Source organism: Sandarakinorhabdus sp., from assembly GCF_032115815.1.
In the GTDB taxonomy this organism is placed as follows: domain Bacteria; phylum Pseudomonadota; class Alphaproteobacteria; order Sphingomonadales; family Sphingomonadaceae; genus Sandarakinorhabdus.
The window spans coordinates 1-22,125 of the sequence record NZ_JAUMBI010000069.1 but is presented as its reverse complement, the minus strand read 5'-3'; the positions used below and the strand labels follow the sequence as shown (position 1 = coordinate 22,125).

Annotated in this window: 21 protein-coding genes; 8 read left to right on the top strand and 13 right to left on the bottom strand. The window is 65.9% G+C overall.

The genetic code is table 11. The features are described 5' to 3' along the window. Together RT662_RS04200 and RT662_RS04195 are read left to right on the top strand one after the other, a co-directional pair. Positions 1-209, top strand: a 209-nt coding sequence (locus RT662_RS04200) for a hypothetical protein (protein WP_313669419.1), incomplete at its 5' end; no start/stop codon positions are given. A 41-nt stretch (positions 210-250) separates the two neighbouring features. Next, a complete protein-coding gene (locus RT662_RS04195; RefSeq protein WP_313669418.1) occupies positions 251-913 on the top strand; it encodes a DUF2490 domain-containing protein in 663 nt (220 codons plus the stop codon). Between the two features lie 21 nt (positions 914-934). Here RT662_RS04195 and RT662_RS04190 read toward each other — a convergent pair whose 3' ends face one another. From RT662_RS04190 to RT662_RS04145, 10 genes are all read right to left on the bottom strand, one after another. Further along, positions 935-1,300, bottom strand: coding sequence for a c-type cytochrome (locus RT662_RS04190; protein ID WP_313669417.1), 366 nt, complete (start codon positions 1,298-1,300; stop codon positions 935-937). 19 nt (positions 1,301-1,319) lie between these two features. Beyond that, on the bottom strand, positions 1,320-1,781 hold the full coding sequence (locus tag RT662_RS04185) for a copper chaperone PCu(A)C (RefSeq protein ID WP_313669416.1): 462 nt from the start codon (positions 1,779-1,781) through the stop codon (positions 1,320-1,322). A gap of 48 nt (positions 1,782-1,829) precedes the next feature. Continuing rightward, entirely contained in the window at positions 1,830-2,177 is a 348-nt protein-coding gene (locus RT662_RS04180) for a hypothetical protein (protein ID WP_313669414.1), read from the bottom strand. A gap of 52 nt (positions 2,178-2,229) precedes the next feature. After that, the gene (locus tag RT662_RS04175; protein ID WP_313669412.1) at positions 2,230-3,726 is read right to left on the bottom strand and encodes a TolC family protein; all 1,497 of its coding nucleotides are present in this window, start codon (positions 3,724-3,726) and stop codon (positions 2,230-2,232) included. Then, positions 3,704-4,786 (bottom strand): biotin/lipoyl-binding protein, encoded by a 1,083-nt coding sequence (locus RT662_RS04170; RefSeq protein WP_313669411.1) that lies wholly within the window; start codon positions 4,784-4,786, stop codon positions 3,704-3,706. Before RT662_RS04170 ends, RT662_RS04175 begins: the two co-directional genes overlap by 23 nt. Further along, complete coding sequence (locus RT662_RS04165) at positions 4,776-6,521, bottom strand: ABC transporter ATP-binding protein (protein ID WP_313669409.1); 1,746 nt, start codon at positions 6,519-6,521, stop codon at positions 4,776-4,778. The genes RT662_RS04170 and RT662_RS04165 overlap by 11 nt, the downstream gene beginning before the upstream one ends. 117 nt (positions 6,522-6,638) lie before the next feature. Beyond that, positions 6,639-7,997 (bottom strand): aspartate aminotransferase family protein, encoded by a 1,359-nt coding sequence (locus RT662_RS04160; protein ID WP_313669407.1) that lies wholly within the window; start codon positions 7,995-7,997, stop codon positions 6,639-6,641. A gap of 2 nt (positions 7,998-7,999) precedes the next feature. Next, positions 8,000-8,488, bottom strand: a complete 489-nt coding sequence (locus RT662_RS04155; protein ID WP_313669405.1) for a glutathione peroxidase — start codon at positions 8,486-8,488, stop codon at positions 8,000-8,002. A 12-nt stretch (positions 8,489-8,500) separates the two neighbouring features. Beyond that, positions 8,501-9,091, bottom strand: coding sequence for a thymidine kinase (locus RT662_RS04150; RefSeq protein WP_313669402.1), 591 nt, complete (start codon positions 9,089-9,091; stop codon positions 8,501-8,503). A gap of 44 nt (positions 9,092-9,135) precedes the next feature. Then, a complete protein-coding gene (locus tag RT662_RS04145) occupies positions 9,136-9,960 on the bottom strand; it encodes a TIGR00266 family protein (protein WP_313669400.1) in 825 nt (274 codons plus the stop codon). A 121-nt stretch (positions 9,961-10,081) separates the two neighbouring features. On the opposite strand from RT662_RS04145, the gene RT662_RS04140 reads away from it, so the two are divergent. The 4 genes from RT662_RS04140 to RT662_RS04125 all read left to right on the top strand — a co-directional run bounded on the left by RT662_RS04140 (position 10,082) and on the right by RT662_RS04125 (position 14,344). Next, complete coding sequence (locus tag RT662_RS04140; protein WP_313669399.1) at positions 10,082-12,139, top strand: TonB-dependent receptor domain-containing protein; 2,058 nt, start codon at positions 10,082-10,084, stop codon at positions 12,137-12,139. Positions 12,140-12,211: 72 nt separating this feature from the next. Further along, entirely contained in the window at positions 12,212-12,745 is a 534-nt protein-coding gene (locus tag RT662_RS04135) for a cytochrome b (RefSeq protein WP_313669397.1), read from the top strand. 31 nt (positions 12,746-12,776) lie between these two features. After that, positions 12,777-13,463 (top strand): uracil-DNA glycosylase, encoded by a 687-nt coding sequence (ung, locus tag RT662_RS04130; protein WP_313669396.1) that lies wholly within the window; start codon positions 12,777-12,779, stop codon positions 13,461-13,463. Between the two features lie 29 nt (positions 13,464-13,492). Further along, entirely contained in the window at positions 13,493-14,344 is an 852-nt protein-coding gene (locus tag RT662_RS04125) for an alpha/beta fold hydrolase (RefSeq protein ID WP_313669394.1), read from the top strand. Between the two features lie 18 nt (positions 14,345-14,362). Here RT662_RS04125 and RT662_RS04120 read toward each other — a convergent pair whose 3' ends face one another. The 3 genes from RT662_RS04120 to RT662_RS04110 form a co-directional block, all read right to left on the bottom strand. After that, on the bottom strand, positions 14,363-16,951 hold the full coding sequence (locus tag RT662_RS04120; protein ID WP_313669392.1) for a hypothetical protein: 2,589 nt from the start codon (positions 16,949-16,951) through the stop codon (positions 14,363-14,365). A 25-nt stretch (positions 16,952-16,976) separates the two neighbouring features. Next, positions 16,977-17,792 carry a molecular chaperone gene (locus RT662_RS04115; protein ID WP_313669390.1) on the bottom strand — a complete coding sequence of 272 codons (816 nt, stop codon included), beginning with the start codon at positions 17,790-17,792 and terminating at the stop codon, positions 16,977-16,979. Positions 17,793-17,951: 159 nt separating this feature from the next. Further along, the gene (locus RT662_RS04110; RefSeq protein WP_313669388.1) at positions 17,952-18,446 is read right to left on the bottom strand and encodes a DUF4402 domain-containing protein; all 495 of its coding nucleotides are present in this window, start codon (positions 18,444-18,446) and stop codon (positions 17,952-17,954) included. Between the two features lie 297 nt (positions 18,447-18,743). Between RT662_RS04110 and RT662_RS04105 the strand changes: the two genes are divergently transcribed. Beyond that, on the top strand, positions 18,744-21,191 hold the full coding sequence (locus RT662_RS04105; RefSeq protein ID WP_313669387.1) for a PAS domain S-box protein: 2,448 nt from the start codon (positions 18,744-18,746) through the stop codon (positions 21,189-21,191). After that, the gene (locus RT662_RS04100) at positions 21,191-21,799 is read left to right on the top strand and encodes a response regulator transcription factor (RefSeq protein WP_313669386.1); all 609 of its coding nucleotides are present in this window, start codon (positions 21,191-21,193) and stop codon (positions 21,797-21,799) included. The genes RT662_RS04105 and RT662_RS04100 overlap by 1 nt, the downstream gene beginning before the upstream one ends. The last annotated feature ends 326 nt before the right edge of the window (positions 21,800-22,125 follow it).

Sequence of the window (22,125 nt, the reverse complement as noted above, 5' to 3'; positions counted from 1 at the left end):
AACAGCGCAATTTTGGCGACGTGCCAATGCTGCGCAACGAACAGATCCCGCCAATCGAAGTCGCTTTCCTCACCCCGGATTATCCGGTGACGGGGCTGGGTGAGCCGGCCTATCCGGCGGTCGCGCCGGCGCTGGCCAATGCGATCTTTGCGGCAACGGGCGTGCGCCTGCGCAAATTGCCGCTGGATATCAGCGCCCTGAAGGCCTGAAGCGTCACATTCTCGTCACGATGGATGGGCAAGCGGCAGTGATGCGCCGCTTTGCCCTTCCCCTTCTGCTCCTCGCCGCCCCTGCCACCGCGCAGGATGTGCAAAGCTGGAACACGCTGGTCGCGCAGGGGCCGGTGGACGGCAAATTGCTGCTGTGGGCCGAACTGCAGCCGCGGTTCACCAGCGATGTTGGCCGCATGGGCCAGTTCATCGCGCGCGGCGCGCTGGGCGTGCGGCTGAAGAACGACATCGATTTGCACGCCGGTTATCATTTTCAGCACAACAATCCAGCGCCGGGCGTGACCAGCGACGAGCATCGCTTCTGGCAGCAGGTGATGGGGCCGGTGCTGCGGCGCGAGAATGGCTTTGCACTGATCACCCGCTGGCGGCTGGAGCAGCGCACGTTCGAAGGTGCGCAGGACACCGGCTGGCGTCTGCGCATGTTGTGGCGGGCGCAGCAACCGCTGCACGGCAAAGGCAGCGCGGGGCCGCTGGTCTGGGCCGAAACCTTCGTGGCCTTCAACAGCACCGATTGGGGCGCGCGCGGCGGCTTTGATCAGCAGCGGGTGTTTGTGGGCTGGCTGCAACCCTTGGGCAAGCGGCTGAATCTCGAAGCCGGTTACATGCACCAGCACATCAACCGCCCCGGCCCCAACGCCGGCAACCATGTACTCAATCTCACGCTGAACCGCCGGCTCGGTTGAGCCGGCGGCCGGCGAAGTCGCTTACTTCAAGGTCTTGAGGTAGGCGATCACGTCCTTGCGCTTCTTGGCGTCGGCAATGCCGGCAAAGGCCATCTTGGTGCCCGGCACCCAGGCCATCGGCTTGGTGAGATAGGTGTCGAGATTGGCATCGCTCCAGGCGCCGCCCTTGGCCTTCATCGCAGCGGAATAGCTGAAGCCGGCCAGCGTACCGATCTTGCGGCCCACCACGCCGGCCAATGACGGCCCGATACGGTTCTGCCCGGCCACCACGCTGTGGCAGGCCTTGCACTGCACGAAGGCCTTTTCGCCGGCCTTGGCATCCTGCGCTGCCGCCGGGGCGGCCAGTGCGGTAGCCGCGAGCGCGGCAGTGAGCATCATGGTCTTCATCTTGTGTTTCCTTTCTGCATCAATGCTGGTGCTGCGCGGCGGCAGCGGCGGTTTCGGCCTTGAACGCGACGTCAACAGCGCCGGCCTTTTCAAAGGTCAGCCGCGCCGTGATCATCTGGCCGGGCGTCACCGCCGCCTTCAGGCCGATGAACATCACGTGCAGGCCGCCGGGGGCAAACACCACCTTGCCACCGGCCGGAATCTGCACGCCGCCAGCCTGGGCGCGCATCTGCATCACACCGCCCTGATTGATCGTACCGTGCAGATCGGACCGGTTGGATGCGGCAGTGGTGACCGACAGCAACCGATCCGCCGTCTTGCCGCTGTTGGTGATGGTCATGAAGCCGGCGCCGGTTTTCGATACCGGGCTGGCAACGCGCAGGACCGGATGATCGACCAGCAACGCGCCGGCCTTGGTTTCATGCGCCAGCGATGGCGCGGACAGGCCCAGCAAAAGGCCCGCAATTGGAATTAATTTCATGATGATCTCCTGAATACAGCATGGGCCGGCCGGAACCGGCTGCGGTGATCAGGCCAACGGCGGTCCCTGGCCGGGCGGGCGAGCGCGGTGGTGGTGGGCCATCTGCCGAACGGGCGGCGACGCCGGCACCGGCAACAGTGGCACGGCCAGCGGCAGCAGCAGCAGCGCCGCCGTGGCCAGCAAAGGCCCCAGCGCCAGCCCAAAAGCGCAGGGTTGATCGTCGGCCGGCGCGGGCGTGCCTGGATCGGCAGGCAACACGGCACCGCTGCACAGGGTGATGGCCATGCCGCCGTTGCCCGTCGCCACCGGCATCCAGCCGGCCGGCAACAGCAGGCGCAGCGCCAACGCTGCCACGAAAATGCCAGCAAAAATCAGACCGGACGAGCGGCGGTTCATGGCCGCTCTGTGCCAGCGGCGTTGCAGTCGGGCAATTCCGCAATCACCCTGATTAGCTGCCGTCCAGCCCCAAGGCTTTCACATCCGCCGTGGCGGCCGCCAGATCGGCATGGGCGACGATCTGGCGGAAGGCAGCATCCAGCCGGCGCACCTGCGCGTCGGCCGCGGCTTCCTCGCGCAGGTTGACGAGGAAGAAATCCGACGCGCCTTCCTGGAAACGGCGGCGTTCGGCGCCGGCCATGGTGAGGGCGCGATCCTGTTCGTCGATGGCGATGCCCAGCAGCCGGCGCGACTGGCGGGCAGCAATGGACAGCCCGGAAATCTCGATGCGGATCTGATCCTCGATGAAGCGGCGGCGTTGCTGGAAGCCATCGAGTTCGGCGCGCGTTTGTCCCAGCCGTCCGCGCGCCAGGCGCTGCTGCAGCGGCACCGACAAGTTGAGCCCTACCATCGATGCGGTGCCGGTGAACGGCCGGCCGGCAGTGCCGGCATCGCCAACATATTGGTTCACCTCGGCCTTCACATCGAGGCGGGGCAGGAAGTTGTTGCGATCAAGCTGCAGCCTGGTGCGGGCCTGGGCGATGCGGACATCCACCACTTTCAGATCCGGCCGATTCTCCAGCGCGGCCATCACATCATCGGCCAACGGCAGCGGATCGCCAAGCCGGCGCGGCAGCCGTTCCGGGCCGGGCACGATCGGGTTGCCATCGGCATCGCGCCAGAACAGAGACAGGCTGACGGCTGCCACCTGCAACGCCTGTTCGGCCTGCACCACCAGGGTTTGCCGGCGCAGGATATTCTGTTCGTTTTCGGTTAACAGGATGGCTGGGCGCAGGCCTTCGGCCACCTGGCGCTTGAAACCGGCCTGGCGATCGAGCGCCAGTTGCAGCAGCCCCTTGAACACCGCCACGCGCTGACCGGCGATCAGCCAGTTGTTGTAAGCGGTGATGGCGCGGGCCTGCACGCCGATGGCAACCAGCAGCCGATCATTATCGGCCAGCACGACATCACCGGTTGCAATGGCGCGGTTGAAACGACGCTCATCAATGTCGCGGTCCCGCAACAGCGCGAACATTGTGCCAACGGTAAGCCGGCCCAGCTGGGCCGTGTTGTTGCCCGATTGAGACGACGAAAAGCTGCCGCGCGAAATGTCGTATCCGCCATAGATGGAGCCGCCGTTGGTGGCGAGCGGCTGCGACAGGCGGAAGCCGGCCTCGGCCCCATCATAGAAGCCGGTGGGCCGGGCTTCGGCGTTGGCGCTGAACAACGTGTCGAAAGCACCTTCGGTGGTGAGCACGCGACTTTCCGCGCCACGCACCCGGGCCAGGGCTTCCAGCACTTGCGGCGCGTGGAAACGGCTGGCGGCCAACACCTCAGCCAGTTCGAGCGGGGCGCTGGCGGCCGGCAGCGGCTGTGCGGCGTCACGGGCGTCGGCCTCCAGCTGGCGCCGGTTGCTGGGCTGCGGCTGGTCTGGCTGCTGAGCCGCCACGGGAGCCGCAGCCAGCAGCAGCGCCAGCAAACCAGCCTTATTTGGCAGACGAGGACGCATCACTGCCCTTTGGCGCCTTCACCTCGCCGTTCATGGCCGGTTCTGCACCTGGCCTCGTGAACTGCAGCGGGAAATCGTTGAGCAGCCGCCACAGTTCGAACCAGATCGGCACGGTGTTCATCTGCACCCAGCCGCGCACCTTGGCACCCAGCCGCACGGCGCGTTCATCCGGCCACGGATCACGGTCAGTGCTTTCGGTGACGAGGATGCGGAACAGGCCGTTGGGCGAGGCATTGAGATCAACCGCGGCGACCTGGCCATCGAAGAAGCCCTTGGCCACCGACGGCCAGCCCGAAAACTGGATCGCCGGCCAGCCTTCGAATTCCATGCGCACGCGGCGGCCAACATGGATCAACGGGATGTCGCGGCCGTCCATGTACAGTTCGACCACCCGGCGCGACTGTTCGGGCACGAAGGTGGCGAGCACGTCGCCCTGCTTGACGATGGTGGCGCTATCGATGCTGGTCACCCGCATGATGCGGCCATTGCGCGGGGCCCGGATCACCTGTTCGGACTGGCGGCGCAGGTTGACGTCGATCTTGTTGATATCCGCCCGCTGGGAGGCGATCTTGGCGCGGAATTCCGCCACCTTGATCTGGGCCAGTTCCATGTCGCGCCGGGCGGCCAGACCTTCGCCGTAAAGCGTGGTCATGCGCTTCACGTCGCGCTGAGCGGTGGCGCTGGCAGCTTCGGTCGCCGCGATTTCCGCAACCTTCTGGGCCCGTTCAGCTTGCAAGCGGCTGAGGAAATCGGGATCGAGGTCGATCACCCGGGCGATGGGATCGCCGGCCTTCACCTGGGCACCATCGGTGACGAACCAGCGATCAAGCCGGCCGGGCACCAGCGCGGAGATGTTCTGCTGTCGGTCGCGCGGATCATAGGCGATCACGCTGCCCGTGCCCTGTGCCGTCTGCACCCAGGGCGTCAGCGTGATGAAGGCCAGAAAGGCGATGATGCCGATCACCACCATGCGGGCAAAATTGCGCATCACCAGCGGGGGATTGAGGCCGCGCAGGGTGGCAAAATGGCCGTCGGGCAAGCTGCTGCGATCAGTCGCCATCAACGGTCTCCCGGCCGGCGGCGGCGCGCAGGCCATCGAAGGTGCCACGATCCCGCGTGATCAACTGGCGATCAAGGCCGAGCCACAGATAGCCATCCAGCACCAGATCTTCGGGCCGGTTGCTGAAGTAGAGAATGGTGGTCTGGGTGTCGCGGAAATGATCGAACACCGCCTTCAGCCGCGCGCGCGCCACCGTGTCGAACAGCGGCGACAACACCAGGATGCGCGGTTCCGACAGGATCGCGGCCGCCAGCTTCAGCTGCATCATCTTGGCCACGGTGAACGGTGCGCCGGTAGACGAAAGGCGCGTGTGGAAACCGTCGGGCAGCAACGCCAGCCGGTCTTCCAGGCCCACCAGCTTCAGGGCTGCCATCTGGTCTGCCGCATTCTTGGCCGGGTTGGCGAGACGGAGATAATCGGCAATGGTCGATTCCACGATGGCAGCCCGATCAAGCACGGCGATGTCCGAGCGCAGCGCCAGCGGGTCCATCAGCGCGATATCGACCCCGCCCAGCGTGATCAGGCCCGATTGCGGTTTTTCCAGCCGCTTCAGCAAATCGGCAAATTCGCGTTCCATGCCCGGCACGCCTTGGCAGACGAGACGGCTGCCGGCAGCAATCTGCAGGTTCACCGTGGCTGCCCCGACCGGCAGGGCAAAGCGCAAATGGCTCATCTCCAGCGCGCCGCCGCTGGGCGGTGCCAGGCCGGCGGCCGGCTTTGCTTCCTGCTTCAGGCCATAAAGCAGGGACAGTTCCTCGATGGAGGCGACAAGATCGTACCAGTCGTCGAGATAGGAATAGAGGCTGTTCATACCGGCAAACACGCCGGACAGGATGAGTTCGGCTGCCACCAATTGCCCGATCGACAACTGTTCCTGGATGACCAGCCAGCCACCCAGCGCCAGCAGACCGGCCGACGCTGCGGCATAAAGAAAATAGAAGGCGATGGTCTGCGGGAATTGGTAGGCGAAATGATCAGCGTGGGCCTTCACATAATTGGCCGTCACCCGTTCCGCCCCGTCCAGCGCATAATCGATGTGCCGCGCCGATTTGTAGAAGCCGTTGGACGCGCCCACGGTTTCAAGGAAATGCGCGGCATTGTATTTTTCGTGGGAGAGGACGATCGAGGTCTTCATCGCGCCCTTCGACCAGATCGCCCACACCGCCCACAACAACGCTATCAGCACCAGATTGAAGGCCAGGAAAAACGGGTGGTAGAAACTGGTGACGATGAAACCGACGATCATGCTCAGCACGATGGTGAAACCGCCGATCAGCAGCGACGGCACCGCCTTTTGCATGTTCACCAGCTCGAAATAGCGATTGAACAGGTCGATGCGGCGATCATCCTGGAAGAAGGGATCGGCGGCGTTGATCACCCGCATCGTCACATCTGCAACCAGCCGCGCCATGAAGCGGCGGCGGTACAGCTCCATCAGGTGAATGCGCAGTACCGACAGCAGGCCGGAAACGATAAGCAAGCCAAACAAGATGGCGGCCAGGGTGAACAACGGCACCGGCAGCGCCGTGTTGGCGATGCTGTTGATCAGCAGTTGCACCGAAATCGGCGTGGCAAGACCAAGCAAGGCAATGCCAACGCCATAGATGATCGCCAGCCAGAAATAATTCTTTTCCGGCCAGAGGATGTCCTTCATCCAGCTGTACACCAGCTGGTTCAAGTCCATCTTCACAAGATCCTTGGCGGCCATGTCTCTCCTGTCACCTGTGGCGGGCAACGACGGCCCATGTAGGGGCAGGCCGCTGCAATGCCAAGGCGGGCTGCGCGAAAAAATTACGCCACCGTAATGTTACCCCTTCCGACCCCGGCTTGGGTTAGCACAGAACGGCCCGCATCAGGCATCAGCCAACTGCCGCAGGCCAGTGGCAAGGCGGTCGGCAATCTCGTCGATCTGCGCCTCGCTGATGATCAATGGCGGCGACAGCGCAATGATGTCACCGGTGACGCGGATCAGCAGGCCGGTGTCGAACATGGCACGGAAGATCTCCTGCCCGCGCACGCCCGGCTGGCCGGGGCGGGGCGCCAGTTCGATGGCGCCGACCAGGCCGAAATTGCGGATGTCGATCACGTGCGGCAGGCCGGCAAGGCTGTGCATCGCCGCTTCCCAATGGCTTTCCAGCGCGCGAGCGCGGGCGAACAGGCCTTCATTGGCATAAAGATCGAGCGTGGCGATGCCGGCGGCGCAGGCCAGCGCGTGGCTGGAATAGGTATAGCCGTGGAACAGTTCGATGCCCGGCACGTCGCCCGGCGCATCGACGATGGCGTCATACACATGCCGCGCCGCTGCCACCGCGCCCATCGGCACGGCGGCGTTGGTCAGGCCCTTGGCGAGGCAGATGATATCGGGCGTGACGCCGAAGCGTTCAGCGGCGGTGGCCGCGCCAATCCGGCCGAAACCGGTGATCACTTCATCGAAGATCAGCAGGATGCCGTGCTGCGCCGTGATCGCCCGGAGCCGTTCCAGATAACCCACCGGCGGCACCAGCACGCCGGTTGAGCCGGCTAGCGGTTCGACGATGACAGCAGCGATTGTATCGGGGCCGTGCAGGGCGATCATCGCCTCCAGCCGGTCGGCAAAGTCGGCGCCGTGGGCCGGCTGGCCCTTGCTGAACGCATTGCGCGCCGGGTCGTGCGTGTGCGGCAGGTGATCGGTGCCGGGCAGGCCAGTGCCGAAGGTGCGACGGTTGGTGACGATGCCACCCACCGAAATCCCGCCAAAACCGGTGCCGTGATAGCCGCGTTCGCGCCCGATCAGGCGGATGCGCTGGCCCTGGCCCTTCGCCCGCCAATAGGCCAGCGCGATCTTGAGCGCGGTATCGACGCTTTCCGAGCCCGAGTTGGTGAAGAAGATCCGGTCCAGCCCTTCCGGCATGATGCCGGCCACGCGGGAGGCGAGCTGAAAGGCCAGCGGATGGCCCAACTGGAAGGTGGGCGCATAATCGAGCACGGCGGCCTGTTGCTGGATCGCCTTGACGATGGGTTCACGGCCATGGCCGGCGTTCACGCACCACAGGCCGGCGGTGCCATCCAGCACGCGGCGGCCATCGGCGGTGGTGTAGTGCATGTCCTGCGCGGCCACCATCAGGCGGGGATTCGCCTTGAAATAGCGGTTGTCGGTAAACGGCATCCACAGCGACGACAGGTCGTTGGGGAGACTTGGGGGCGCTACACTGGCCATGGTGCCGATCTCCATTCTCAGGCCTGGGCGAGCAGTTTCTCGATCTGGCTGCCCAGTGCGTCCGGCTTGGTGGCCGGCGCAAAACGATCCTGCACCTTGCCAAGCTTGTCGACGAGGAACTTGGTGAAGTTCCACTTCACCGCCTCGCTGCCAAGCAGGCCGGGCGCCTGTTTCTTCAGCAACTGGAACAGCGGGTGCGCGTTGTCGCCGTTCACGTCGACCTTGGCGAACAGGGGGAAGTCCACATCGTAGGTGAGCTTGCAGAAATTGGCGATCTCGCTGGCATCGCCTGGCTCCTGCGCGCCGAACTGGTTGCAGGGGAAACCGAGCACGGCAAAGCCCTTGGGGCCATATTTCTTTTGCAGCGCTTCCAGCCCTTCATATTGCGGCGTGAACCCGCATTTGCTGGCGGTGTTGACGATCAGCAGCACCTTGCCTTCGAATTCCTTCAGGGAAATCTCGCGGCCATCGATGGTCTTGGCGCTGAAATCATAAACGGTCGTCATATACGCTTCCCTTCAGGGCTGATGCTGCCCGGCCAGGGCTGCCGCAAAATGCCGGCGACACAGGGCCACATAGCGATCATTGCCACCAATCTCGGTCTGCTGGCCAGAGGCCACCGGCTTGCCTTGCCCGTCAATACGCAAGTTCATCGTCGCCTTGCGGCCACAGGCGCACACGGCTTTCAGCTCGGTCAGCGTATCGGCGATGGCCAGCAGCCACTGGCTGCCCGGAAACAGATTGCCGAGGAAATCGGTGCGCAGGCCATAGCAGAGCACCGGAATGCCCAGATCATCGGCGACACGCGCCAGTTGCCAGACCTGATCCCTGGTGAGGAACTGGGCTTCATCGACCAGCACGCAATTGAGCGTGCTGACGGCATGGCCGGTGGCGACCGCAGCGAACAGATCGGTTTCGGGGGCGAATGTTTCGGCCGGCGCCGACAATCCGATGCGCGATGCGATCACGCCCTGCCCCGCCCGATCATCGATCGCAGCAGTGAACAGCATCGTGTGCATGCCGCGCTCGCGATAGTTGAAGCTGGCCTGCAGCAGCACCGTCGATTTGCCGGCGTTCATTGACGCATAGTAGAAATAGAGCTTGGCCACGCACGTTCTTTGCGCGTGGCCAAGCCATTTGGTCAACGGGCTGGTTAGCGATTGCCGCCGATGAGATCGCCCAGTTCGCCCAGCACGCTGCCCTCGCCGCGGTTCTGGCCGCGGCCCATGGCGGCCTGCATCATGCGGCCGGCCAGTCGGCTGAACGGAAGCGACTGGATCCACACCTTGCCCGGCCCGGTGAGGCGGGCGAAGAACACGCCTTCACCGCCGAACAGCATGGATTTGACGCCGCCCACGCTTTCCAGATCGAAATTCACCGAAGGCGTGAAGGCCGCCACGCAGCCGGTATCAACATGCAGCACCTCGCCCGGCGCCAGCGTGCGCTCGATCACGGTGCCGCCCATCTGCACGAACACCCAGCCATCGCCTTCCAGCTTCTGCATGATGAAGCCTTCGCCGCCGAACAGCCCGGTCATCACCTTGCGCTGGAAGGCAACGCCGATCGAAACGCCCTTGGCCGCCGCCAGGAACGCGTCCTTCTGGCAGATCAGCGTGCCGCCAATGCTGTCCAGCTTGAGCGGCAGGATATGGCCGGGGGTGGGCGCGCCAAAGGCAACGCGCGCCTTGCCGCCGCCATTGTGGGTGTAAACCGTGGTGAACAGGCTTTCGCCGGTGAGCAGCCGCTTGCCCGCGCCCATCAGCGCGCCCATGAAGCCCCCAGATTGCCCGCCGCCATCGCCGAACACGGTGGTCATGCCAATGCTGGCATCCTTCCATACCATGGCACCGGCTTCGGCCACGGCGCTTTCGCCGGGATCAAGCTCGATCTCGACGAACTGCAGTTCGTGGCCCTTGATCTCGAAATCGATATCGTCGGCGATGCCGGTGGCGCGGCTGTGTTGCCAGGGATTGGGCATGGATCGTCTCCTTTTGTGGTGATGCCAATGTAGGGCGGGTGTGTTGCGCCGCCAAGACGCCGGCCGCGACAAAATCGTTAGTGGCTTGCACCAGCGCACGCGTTGGGCAACACACGCGGCCATGAAGCATCTGCCCCTCTTCGCCGCCCTTCTCATCAGCACCGCCCCGGCATTTGCCGCTGAAGCCGAGGACGCCTTGATCACCGTCACCGGCAAGGGCCTGAAGGATCTGCCCGGCGATGCCGCGCTGTCACTGATCGTGATCGACCGGGAGCGCATTCTGAACACTGGATCGAACCGGCTGGAATCGGTGCTCGCCGATATCGCCGGGCAGCAGCAGTTCCGCCGGTCTGACAGCCGCTCCGCCAATGCCACATCGCAGGGCATTACCCTTCGGGGCCTGGGCGGCAACGCCTCGTCCCGCGCGCTGCTGGTGCTGGATGGCGTGCCGCAGGCCGATCCGTTCGGCGGCTGGGTGGCATTTCCGGCCTATGCCACCGGGCGGCTGGATCGCATCCGGGTGACGCGCGGCGGCGGCAGCGGTTACTGGGGCCCGGGCGCGCTGGCGGGCACCATCGAGCTGGAATCCGTGGGCGGCAACGCGGTGCGGCCGTTCGACGGCGCCATCGCTTATGGCAGCCGCAACAGCCTGGATGCGCAAGGTGCGCTCGGGCTGACGCGCGACAAGGGTTTCGCTACGCTGTCTGCCGCCTATGGCCGCGGCGACGGCTTCATCCCCATCGTGGAACGCAATCGCGGCCCAGTCGATCGCGCCGCCCCTTATGAACAGGCGAGCGTTGCGTTGCGCGCCGTAGTGGAAATCGCCGCCGATACCGAAGCACAAGTGACGGCCAATGCCTTCACCGACAGCCGCGAGCGCGGCAGCGATTTTTCGCGCAACACCTCCGAAGGCGTCGATGGCGCCATCCGGCTGGTCGGGCGCGGGCGTTGGGGCTGGCAGGCGCTGGCCTATGTGCAGACGCGCAACTTCACCTCCGACTTTGCCGCCGTGAACGCGACGCGCACCAGCGTCACCCAGAGCCTGGCCCAGTTCAACACGCCGGCCACCGGCTGGGGCGGCCGGCTGGAACTCGCGCCGCCAGTGGGTGAAGGCATCTCGCTGCGACTGGGTGCCGATACGCGGCAATTGACCGGCGAAACCAACGAGCTGTTCACCTATGTCAATGCCGCCCCCACCCGCCAGCGCGAAGCCGGCGGCCGCACCGGCACCACCGGCCTGTTCGTTGATGGCAGCATCGAGCGCGGCATCGTCACCGCCACCGTGTCCGGCCGCATCGACTGGTGGAACATCAAGGACGGCCGCTTGCTGGAAACCACAATCGCCACCAACGCGCCGTTCACGAGCCTGCTGTTTGCCGATCGTTCCGGCCATGAATTCACGGGGCGCGTCGGTCTGGCCATCAAGGCCGCCGAATGGCTGGGCTTGCGCGGTGCGGCCTATCGCGGCTGGCGGCTGCCCACCTTGAATGAACTTTATCGCCCGTTCCGCGTTGGCCCCGATGCCACGGCCGCCAATGCGCTGCTCGGCCCTGAACGGGTGACGGGTGTTGATCTGGGCTTCACGCTGAAGCCAGCCGAAGGCGTCGAGATCGGCGTCACCGGCTTCTGGAACCGCATGGACGACACCATCGCCAACGTCACCCAAGGACGCGGGCCGGGCAGCTTCCCCGGCGTCGGCTTTGTGGCGGCCGGCGGCTTCTATCGCCAGCGCCAGAATCTTGATGCGCTTGAGGTGTGGGGCTGGGAGGTGGATGCCCGCCTGCGCCGCGGGCCGTTCGGGCTGACCGCGAGCTGGAGCCATGTCGATCCCACCATCGCCGCCACCGGTGCCGCCGCACCCCTGGATGGCCTGCGCCCGGCGCAGACCCCGCGCGATCAATTCTCCGGCACTGTCGATTACACGGGGAAGCTGTTCACGGCGTCGGCCACACTGCGCCACATCGCCGCCCAGTTCGAGGATGACCAGAACAGCCGCAGCCTGAACGCCGCCACCATGGTCGATGCCCTGCTGCTGGTGCCGTTGGTGAAGGGCTTTGCCATCGAGGGCCGGGTGGAAAATCTGTTCGATGCTGAAGTGCAGGCGGCGCTTTCGGGCACCGGTGTGGTGGAACGCGCCCTGCCGCGCACCTTCTGGGTGGGCGCGCGCGTTTCGTTCTGACCGGGTGATCCCCGTATCGACGGGCGTATGATGCGGGCCTAGCTTGTGCAGGCACCAATGGAGACGCGCCGCATGACCCGTTACAGCAAGGTTGCCATCACGCTGCATTGGCTGATGGCCCTGATGATCATCGGCAATCTGGCCGGCGGCTTCCTGCATGATTTCGTGCCGCGCGAAGGCGGCCAGCGCGCGCTGGTCATGGATTTCCACAAGAGCTTCGGCCTGACCATCATCGCCCTCACCCTGTTCCGGCTCGGCTGGCGATTGAGCCACCCGGTGCCGACGCTGCCGGCCTATTTCACCGCCAGCGAACGGCTGCTGGCCAAGGCTGCGCATTGGGGTTTCTATGCCGTGATGCTGGCGCTGCCGCTGTCGGGCTGGGTCGCGGCCGATCGCAATGATCGCCCGTTGGCCTGGTTCGGCCTGCCGGTATCGAAATTCGGCGTGGGCAAGGCCACCGGCAGTGCCGCCAACGAACTGCACGAGATATTGGGCTGGGCCATGCTGGCGCTGCTGGCGTTGCACATCGTTGGCATCATCAAGCATCTGGTGATGGACCGTGACAATCTGATGCCACGCATGGGTGTGGGCCGCCCAAGCGCTTGACGCTGCCGGCCCGTCCCCGCCACACAGGCGCATGGCCGACACGATCAAGCTGCACGAAAGCTGGCGCGCACCGTTGGCGGGCGCGTTGGCCTCGCCCGACATGGCGGCGCTGAAGGCCTTCCTGCTGGCCGAAAAGGCCGCTGGCAAGGCGATCTTTCCAAAGGGCAGCGATTGGTTCCGCGCACTTGATCTGACGCCGCTGGATCAGGTGCGCGTGGTGATCCTGGGGCAAGACCCCTATCACGGCCCCGGCCAGGCGCATGGTCTGGCCTTTTCCGTGCAGCCCGGCGTGAAGGTGCCGCCCAGCCTGGTCAACATCTACAAGGAACTGCAATCCGATCTCGGCATCGCGCCGGCACAGCACGGCTTTCTGGAACATTGGGCGCAGCAAGGCGTGTTGCTGCTCAACACCAGCCTGACGGTAGAACAGGGCCTGGCCGCCAGCCACAAGGGCCGCGGCTGGGAAGCGTTCACCGATGCCGTGATCCGGCTGGTCGCCAACCGCGACAGTCCCTGCGTCTTCCTGCTGTGGGGCAACCACGCCCAGAAAAAGGCCGATTTTGTCGACGCCGGCCGGCATCTGGTGCTGAAAGCCCCCCACCCGTCACCACTGTCAGCCCACAGTGGCTTTTTCGGCTGCCGCCATTTCAGCCGCACCAACCAGTGGCTGCTGGCGCAGGGCCTGTCCCCCATCGACTGGACGCTGCCGCCAGTCTAGCCTGAGGACGTGTTGAAGTGGGAAAATCGATGCGAAGCCTTGTTCTAGCCCTGCTGCTGCTCGCCGCGCCGGCGGTGGCCAATCCGCTGCTCACCGATCCGCCTGCCACCGCCACGCCGCGCGCCCGCATGGAGGTGCTGCACATTCCCTCGGGCGGAGTAGAGATCAACGGCATCGCCTATCTCGCGGCCGGCCCGGGGCCGCACCCCACCATCATCATCTGCCACGGCTGGCCGGGCAACGAGAAGAATCTCGATCTGGCGCAGGCGCTGCGCCGGGCGGGGTGGAACGCCATCACCTTCAATTATCGCGGCGCCTGGGGCAGCCCCGGCGCTTTCCGTTTCGGCCAGAATCCGGAGGATGCAAAAGCCGTGCTGGCCATGTTGCGCAGGCCCGAGGTGGCAGCGAGACTGGGCATCGACACCAGCCGCATCGTTCTGGCCGGGCACAGCATGGGCGGCTGGGTAACGGGGATGGTGGCATCCGAAGATCAGGCATTGGCCGGCGCCATCCTGATTTCGGCGGCCAACATGGGCATGGCCGCGCAAATGGCCGGCGACCGGCTTGAAGCACAGGCCGCCGGCAACAGCGAAGCCTTGGCCGGCACCTCACCAGCGCTGCAGGCCGCCGAATTGCGCGCGCAGGCGGCCGCCTTTGATCTGCGCCCGCGTGCTGCCGGCCTGGCCCGCCAGCCGCTACTGGTGCTGACGTCAGACGACGGGCTGAAACCCACCACGGATCCGCTGGTCGCCGCCGCCCGCGCTGCCGGTGGCAAGGTGACCGAAGGCCATCAGGCCACCGATCACAGCTGGTCCGACGCGCGGATTGCACTTGCAACCCGCATCCATGATTGGCTTGAAACCTTGCCCGCACGCCGCTGAAGCGCGGGCCGGGCGCACTCAAGTTGTGGCCGGAGGCACAAATATGGTGGCTTGCTGGTCGGGCTCGGTATGGGAAAGTGAAAGATCTGGCGATGATTGGCCTGCGGCTTCGACATGAAAGAGGCCATGCGGCAGGCCGTCGAACAGCACATAGCCTTCGAAATCGGTGACGCCGTGCGCGACCGGGTTGCCACTTGCACCACGCAGGGTGACGGGCACGCCGGAACGCGGCGTGCGGGCATCGCCGGCGACCAGCAGTATCCGGGCTTCGATGCTGCCGGTCGGCCGCAAAGGGATGGCCAGGCTTCGGACTTCGCCAGGGCGCAGGCGCAATTGGTCGCCGGGTCGGGTAGGCCGCAAGTTGAAAGTGGGCAGCGATGCCAGCTGGGTTTCAATTTCCACTGGCGGCCCGGCGGGCAGCCCGCGCAGCAGCACGCGGCCATCGTCCCGAGTTGTTTCGGCGCGCAGGCTGTTGCCAACAATGAAGCGGCCACCCGGTAGCGCCGTTTCGCCAGAATCGTGCTGGCCATCGCCATCATCATCGATGAACAGATCGGCCAGCACCGCGCCACTGCGGGTGAGGCCAGCCGGAGCCGCCTGCCAATGACCAACGCCCTGCCACAGCCCCACCACCAGGCCCAGGCCAAGGCGCCAGCCATCGGCGGCACGGGAGAGGCCGACGGAAAGGCCAAACGCGCCCAGCCGCTGGTTCCATGCCAGCCCGCCGTTCAATCGCCGCCGCTCGGCCTGCCAGCCCATATCCAGGCTAATCGTGCCGCTGCCCGTACGGCGGACGGCCGAAACATTGCCGCCGGCCAGCCGCCAGCCACTTGCCAGCACCGCGTCCAGGCCGCCGCGCAATCGCCATGGACCATTGGTGGCGGCCATTCCCAGCGTGGCGCTGCCCTGCCAGCCAGCCACGCCCTGCCGGATCAACCCGAACCCGGCATTGGCCTGCAACAAGGCCAGCGGCAACGCCAACCTGCCACCAATAGCTTGCTGACGGCCACCGCCGCGCCGCGTTGCCGATTGCAGGCGCAGCTGCCACGGCAGGCTGGAACGCCCAAAGGCCAGCCGGCCCGTACCGGAAAGGCTGGCCAGGCCAGCAAACTCTCGCACCGGCGGCGCCTGGGCCGGCCCGATATCGCGGCCGTGGCGGGCCAAATCGAGCAGCAGATCGGTCGATCCCAACCGTCGCGCCAACCGCAGGGCGCTGCCCAGGCCGCCCTTGCCATCGCGGGCCAGCGTTGCCGCCCACAAGGTGCCGGCATGGGCGCCGTGCAAACCTAACGAAAGGGCCGGATTGCCGGCCAACGGCGCGCGCAGCGCAACGCGGGCGGTAAGTGCCGGCGCCAGTCCCCAACCCAGCATTGCAAAAGCCGCGGCGCCGCTGGCCGTGCGCTGCGGAGCACCCCCCAGCAGCGGCGTGCCGCCTTCAATAAAGCCGATGCTGTAATCTACCTCGTTCTCGGCATTCATTTCGGTGCCGATGAGGCGGGTGAAGGCCTGTTCGCTGCTTTCGCCATGCGGCCCGAAAAGCCGCACCACCCAGCGATTTTCGCCCAGTCGCACCGGCAGCCGGGCAAAGCGCCACTGCCCGGCGGCATCGGCCGTGCGCGTGGCGTCCACCAGCCGGTCTTCATGCCATAATTCGGCTTCCCAGCCGGCCGGCAGCGGGCCGGCCAGATCGATTTCATCCACCAGGTCAGCGCGCCACGGCGGGCGGGAGGAAACCAGCAAGCCGCGGCCCGAAAGCGCATCGGCGATCAGCGGTTGTGCCGGGCTAGCGATGTCGCCAATGGCCAGGCTGCGGGCGCCCATTGGCCCCAGCAGATCGGGCGTGTCACGCGCGTCTGATAGAGTGAAGCCTGCTGTTGGCGCCGCGCGGGCGGAAAGGCCCAAGCCGGCGCGGGCCGAAAGACCGAACAGTTCGCCGCTGGCCTGCACGCTGCCGGAAACTTCGCTGCCGGTTGCGGCCTGCACCAGCCCGGCGGCCAGATCGAGGCTCCACAGTCGCACCAGCGCCGAAGGACGCGGCACCAGCGCAAAGGCCGGTCGAAGAGCTTCCGGGTGCAACCGGGCCTGACGTTCGGCGCGCGCCAGTCGCATCAACACCGGCAGCGGCGCGCGCGCGTCCAACAGCAGTCGCTGGCTGACAGGATCGTGGTTGATCGCCAGTGGCAGCAAGCCGGGCAGAGTGGCCAACGGCAGGCACGGGCCGCTCGGGCTGGCCAGCAAGGCGGCAGCCGGCAGGATGACGGTGCGGCGCGGTTCCGGCAGGGTTATGGTGATGCTGCCATCGTCCCCGGTGTTGTGCAGCAGCTCCAGCACGTCGAGCAGGGGAACGGCCGCCACGCAGGCACCCTGGCCCGGCCCCAGATCATGCAGCGGCAGCGCATCGGCCAGCCGCTGCCCTTGTGCGAACAGGCCGGGCAGGGCCAGGCCATCGCTGGCCTTGCCGGCCCGTTCGGCGGCGGGATCGGTGCCGAACAATTGGTCGAACAGGCCGGGTTCGGCGGGCGGCGCCGCCGCCGCTGATGTGGCCGCGAGGGTCGCCAGCAGCAAGGCCGCAAGCCACCGCCCGCCGACGGGCAGGCGACGGCGCATGGACAGAATTCCAAATGCAGAGGGATCAGAGCTGGGCGGTCATGCTGGCCAGCAGCGTGCCGGCCAATGCCGGTTCGGCACTGTCGGTGGAGACATAGCTGATCCGTACCCGCTTGCCGGCCAACCGCGTACGGACCTCGGCAGGCAGCGGCAGGATCACCTCGCGGCTGGCATTGGGGGTATAGATCGCCACGCCGCGCACCAGCCAGGCCGGCTGCTTTTCGCCCTCCACTGTCAGGCTGATGTCGCCATAGGTGGAGCGTGTGCCCTGACGCGCCAGCTTCACCACCAGCTGGTTTTCCGGTGCGCCCGAAAGCGTGACGGCATCAACCGTCACGCTGGCTGCCAGCGTGCCGTTCCTGAGGATCACCGGCACGGTGAGGGAGCGGATGGCAATCAGTTCGATCGACAGGCTGTTATCGGTGCCGGCCGGCGCGGGCACCTGTGATCGCCCGGCGCTCACAGGTGCCGACATCAGACGCAGATGGCTGCGATATTCGCCGGGCGCCAGATCGGCTGGGGCAGTGGCGATGATGCGCACCACCTGGCGGGCACCGGGTTCCAGCACCAGCTGTCGGGGCGAGAAACGCAACTTGTCGTCGGCGAAATTCTCGCCGGGCCGGGGCGTGTCTGCCGCTTCCAGCCCGCCATCGGCGCGCATGCGCCGGTTTTCGAGCGCCAACCGGAAGGCGGCCGCTTCTGTGCCCTTGTTGACCAGCACCAGTTCGGCCGAACGGGCGGCGGGGGTGAGGATGACGCGGGTGGGCGCGATCAGCAGTTCGGCCGCAGCCGGAACGCCGAGCAACCCGGCAAGGATGGCCACAACGGGCAGGAACTTCATGGAACAGACCTTTGGATGGCAGGGGTTGGTCTGGAAACGGGCATTGCTGGCTTGGGGGGTCGGGCGCCAGGCGGCAAGGGCCACCAGATCGGGCGCCGGGGGGACCGCCAACCATTTCGGGCTGACCGCCGGGCACCGTTCCCCCCTGCCACGGAGCCCTTACTGATATTCGACCGCGACCGTGAAGCTGCCCTTGTACTGGCCGGCTTCCTGGCGCGCCGCGACTTCCAGCGTGCCGCCCACGGTGAAGCTGTCTTCCCCGTTCAGCAGTTGGCCCTTGCCCTTGGAACCGCTGAAATCCGCAACGCGCATGGCGGTGCCCTTGGCGTTCACGATCTTGATCTCGCTGGGCAGAGAGATGGTGTAGAAGGCATCGGCTTCACCGGTCACGGCAAAGGCGGCGGCGGTATGGTCGCTGGTCAGGCAGGTCAGCGCCGGGCCGCAATTGCGGCTGCCGTCGGCGGCCACGGCAACCTTGTCACCCACGGTCGTCGACGGGGCGATGGTGCCGAAATAGAGATCGGCGGTATGGCTGATTTCCAGCGGCGCAATGATCTTGGCGCCGGCGCCAGTATCGGCGGTAGCGGCAGCGGCCGCACCGGCGCCCGCCAGGGCGATCAGGGCGGTGGCGCCAGCAAACATCAAGTTCTTCATGGGCATATTCCTCTACATAACAGTGTGTTGCGCCAAACGGCATGGCGCCGCGGCTGAAGGGCTTATTGGCGCGTCAGACATGCCCTGTCTTTCGCGCGGGCGGATGGTTGCAGGCTGCGGAGGGATGGCGCCAAAGCTGCGATCGGGCAGCGCGCCCGCCCCTTGGGATGGCATGACGAGCGTATTGATTATTATATATATATACTAAAGTATGGCGGCGCTTGCCTTAAGGCGGGATTGCGCGCGCGCGCGCAGCCTGTGCAAGAGGGCCGCATGCCTGCCACCACGAGGCTTTTGATGTTCGATCCGGCCGTGCCGCCAACCTTGCCCGACGAAGCGCGGCGGCTTGCCGCCCTGCGATCCCTGTCTGTGCTTGATACGCCGCCCGATCCGACGCTGGACGTGATCACCCGCTTGGCCGCTGACCGGTTCGATACCGAAATCGCGCTGATCAGTCTGGTCGACGAGCATCGGCAGTGGTTCAAATCCCGCCACGGCCTCGATGCCTGCGAAACCCCACGGACGGACAGTTTCTGTGCGCACGGCATCGCCAGTGATGACGTGATGGTGGTGCCCGATGCCACGTCCGATCCGCGTTTTGCCGCCAATGCGCTGGTCACCGGGACGCCGTTCATCCGTTTCTATGCTGCGGCGCCGTTGATTGCCGCCAACGGCCACCGCATCGGCACACTTTGCGTGATCGATCGGCAGCCGCGCGCTGGCCTTTCCGCGCGCGAAGTCGAAGCACTGCGGCTGATGGCGGGCCAGGTGATGGATTTCCTGGGTTCCTTCCGCTTGCGGCAGGATCAGCGAATTTCGCAGCTGATCGCGGAAACCACAACCGATGCCTTCGTCTGCTCCGACGCCCACAGCCGCATCATCCACTGGAACCGCGCCGCCGAAGCCATGTTCGGCTGGCCCGCATCCGAAGCGCTGGGTCAGTCTCTGGAATTGATCATCCCCAACCGCCACCGTCATGGGCACAACAGCGGCATGGAACGGCTGCGTCTGCGCGGACCCACCAAGCTGGTCGGCAAGACGGTCGAGGTGCCAGCCAGTTGCAAGGCCGGCCACGAGATTCCGGTGGAATTGTCGCTGGGGATGTGGCCGGCCGAAGGCGAGAACGAGCCCGAAGGCTTTGCGGCCATCATCCGCGATGTCTCGGCACGGAAGGCATTGGAAGCGCAGAGGGCCGCCACCGAAGCCCGGCTTGCCCAGCAGATTGCCGCAATCGAAGCCTCCGATGACGGAATTGCCGTCACCGATGCCGAGGGCCGTTTCATCTTCATGAACCGCGGCCATGCCACCATGTTCGGCTATCCAGATGCCGAAAGCCTGATCGGCCAGCCGTGGAGCGTGCTGTACGATGAAGACAACGCCCGTCACATCGCAGACGTGGCAATGCCAACCCTGGCCGAAACCGGGCGCTGGCGCGGCGAGGTGCAGGGTTGCAGCGCCGATGGCAGCGCCGTGGAGCAGGAGGTCAGCCTGTCGCTCTCGGCCGACGGCGGCATCGTATGCGTGACACGCGACATCGGCGGTCGACTGGCCCTGGAGCGTGAGAAGGCGCGGCTGCGCGAGCAGCTGATGCTGGCGCAGCGGCAAGAGGCTGTGGGCCAGCTCGCCAGCGGGATCGCCCATGATTTCAACAATCTGATCGCGGCCATCGCCGGCACCGCCAGTCTGCTTGAAGGCGTGGCCGACGATCATGTGCGCCGCCATGCCCTGCGTATCCAGTCGGCCGCGCAGACTGCGACCGGCCTGGTGGACAAGTTACTGGCGCTGGGACGGCGGACTCCTGATCTGAAACCGGTCGACCTGCGCGCCATTCTTTCGAGCGTTCGTGATCTGGTGGCCCCCAGCCTGCCCGACGTCCTGCACCGGATCGAACTGGATCTGCCGGCCGCCCCGGTGCTGGCCCGGGCCGACGCGACCGAAGTGATGCAGGTCATCCTCAACCTGGCCTTGAATGCCCGCGACGCCCTGCCTGGTGGCAAGGAGGGCCAAATCGCGTTGTCGTTGCAGGATGCGGAGGGCCAGATGCCGGTGGGCGCGGTGCTCGTGGGGAGCCTGCCAAGCGGGCCGGCCGCGCTGATCCGCGTGAGCGACACCGGCTGCGGCATCGCTCCGGGCGATTTCAACCAGGTGTTCGAGCCCTTCTATACCCGCAAGGGCGACGCCGGCACCGGGCTGGGGCTGGCGGTGGTTGCCGGCATCGTTGCCGATGCCGGGGGCGCCATCGGCCTGAGCAGCCAACCGGGCGGCGGCACGCTCTTTGAAGTTTGGTGGCCACTGCAAACCGTCACCAGCGCGTTTCCCCAGATGTCGATTGCGGAGGCGGCCGATACCGATGTGCTTGCCGGCAAGGCCGTGCTGGTGGTGGATGATAATCCGGCCGTGGTCGACACGCTGGTGGCAATGCTGGAACAGGCCGGTGCCGAGCCGGGGCCATGCCTTGATCCCGCCGATGCGCTGGCCGCCGTGCAAGAAGACCCGATGGCGTGGAGCCTGGTCATCACCGATTACGACATGCCGGGCATGAACGGTGCGGCGCTGGCCCGTGAACTGCGGGCCGTTCGCGCCGATCTGCCGCTGCTGATGCTGTCGGCCCTGCCTCGCGTCCACCAGCGCCGCAGCGGCGAAGCCGAACTGTTCGACGCCGTGCTGGGCAAGCCCGCCAGCATGGATGCCCTTGTGGCCACTGCGCGCACTGCCATCGCCGCCGCCCGCAAAAGGACCTGGTGATGCGCATCCTGATTGCCGATGATCACGACCTGCTGCGCGATGTGCTGCGGTCCTATCTGGAAGCCGAAGGCGGCATTGCGGTCGAAACCGTTGCCGATCTGCCGCAGGCGCTGCTGGCGATGGCGGCGGGGCCGGCGTTCGATCTTGTCCTGCTGGATTATGCCATGCCGGGCATGAATGGTTTTGATGGCCTTGAACAGGCCATCGCTGCCAGCCATGGCAAGCCGGTGGCGCTGATGTCGGGATTGGCGCCTGCGGGCGTGCCCGACAAGGTGCTTGCCTGCGGTGCGGCGGGCTATCTGCCCAAGACGTTGCCGGCCCGATCGGTGGTCAATGCCATCCGTTTCATGGCGGCTGGCGAAATCTATGTTCCGTTGGCACTGTCCCGCCCGGCGGCATCGGCAAACCCGGACGACGGTGGCCTGTCCCCGCGGGAACGCGAAGTGCTGGCCGGCCTGTGCGCCGGTCATGCCAACAAGGAAATCGCCCGCCAGCTTGGCCTCCGGGAACCCACCATCAAACTCCACGTCAAGCTGATCTGCCGCAAGCTTGGTGCTCGCAACCGAACACATGCCGCCATGATCGCCCGGGAACGATCCCTGTGCTGATCTCGCCCTTTTCGTGCATGGCGCGCCGACTTCTGGTGACCTGCCCCGGAACTTTATCAATCCGGGCCTCGTGCGAGGCGTACGTCTGAAGCCTGTCTGGCAAATCCTGGATCCCGAGTTCTATTTTCCACCCTTTGAATTCTTGCAGACTGCCTCCTGCAAGCAAGCAGGCACTCCGTCGAAAGCGTCTGCAATTGGCCTGCCGTTCGGCCAGCGTTAAGGGCAAAAATGATGAAGGGTTTCGGGCGCCACTTGGCGTACGAAAGCCTCCCATGCAGGAACCCGCGGCCCGAGCGAGCGATCTATGGGGATTTCGATTTTCCGCC

Bases quoted from the DNA above. Each gene is read 5' to 3' on its own strand.
- RT662_RS04195 (WP_313669418.1), top strand. From the start codon at position 251: ATGCGCCGCTTTGCCCTTCCCCTTCTGCTCCTCGCCGCCCCTGCCACC.
- RT662_RS04190 (WP_313669417.1), bottom strand. From the start codon at position 1,300: ATGAAGACCATGATGCTCACTGCCGCGCTCGCGGCTACCGCACTGGCC.
- RT662_RS04185 (WP_313669416.1), bottom strand. From the start codon at position 1,781: ATGAAATTAATTCCAATTGCGGGCCTTTTGCTGGGCCTGTCCGCGCCA.
- RT662_RS04180 (WP_313669414.1), bottom strand. From the start codon at position 2,177: ATGAACCGCCGCTCGTCCGGTCTGATTTTTGCTGGCATTTTCGTGGCA.
- RT662_RS04175 (WP_313669412.1), bottom strand. From the start codon at position 3,726: ATGCGTCCTCGTCTGCCAAATAAGGCTGGTTTGCTGGCGCTGCTGCTG.
- RT662_RS04170 (WP_313669411.1), bottom strand. From the start codon at position 4,786: ATGGCGACTGATCGCAGCAGCTTGCCCGACGGCCATTTTGCCACCCTG.
- RT662_RS04160 (WP_313669407.1), bottom strand. From the start codon at position 7,997: ATGGAGATCGGCACCATGGCCAGTGTAGCGCCCCCAAGTCTCCCCAAC.
- RT662_RS04155 (WP_313669405.1), bottom strand. From the start codon at position 8,488: ATGACGACCGTTTATGATTTCAGCGCCAAGACCATCGATGGCCGCGAG.
- RT662_RS04145 (WP_313669400.1), bottom strand. From the start codon at position 9,960: ATGCCCAATCCCTGGCAACACAGCCGCGCCACCGGCATCGCCGACGAT.
- RT662_RS04140 (WP_313669399.1), top strand. From the start codon at position 10,082: ATGAAGCATCTGCCCCTCTTCGCCGCCCTTCTCATCAGCACCGCCCCG.
- RT662_RS04135 (WP_313669397.1), top strand. From the start codon at position 12,212: ATGACCCGTTACAGCAAGGTTGCCATCACGCTGCATTGGCTGATGGCC.
- ung (WP_313669396.1), top strand. From the start codon at position 12,777: ATGGCCGACACGATCAAGCTGCACGAAAGCTGGCGCGCACCGTTGGCG.
- RT662_RS04125 (WP_313669394.1), top strand. From the start codon at position 13,493: ATGCGAAGCCTTGTTCTAGCCCTGCTGCTGCTCGCCGCGCCGGCGGTG.
- RT662_RS04120 (WP_313669392.1), bottom strand. From the start codon at position 16,951: ATGCGCCGTCGCCTGCCCGTCGGCGGGCGGTGGCTTGCGGCCTTGCTG.
- RT662_RS04115 (WP_313669390.1), bottom strand. From the start codon at position 17,792: ATGAAGTTCCTGCCCGTTGTGGCCATCCTTGCCGGGTTGCTCGGCGTT.
- RT662_RS04110 (WP_313669388.1), bottom strand. From the start codon at position 18,446: ATGAAGAACTTGATGTTTGCTGGCGCCACCGCCCTGATCGCCCTGGCG.
- RT662_RS04105 (WP_313669387.1), top strand. From the start codon at position 18,744: ATGTTCGATCCGGCCGTGCCGCCAACCTTGCCCGACGAAGCGCGGCGG.
- RT662_RS04100 (WP_313669386.1), top strand. From the start codon at position 21,191: ATGCGCATCCTGATTGCCGATGATCACGACCTGCTGCGCGATGTGCTG.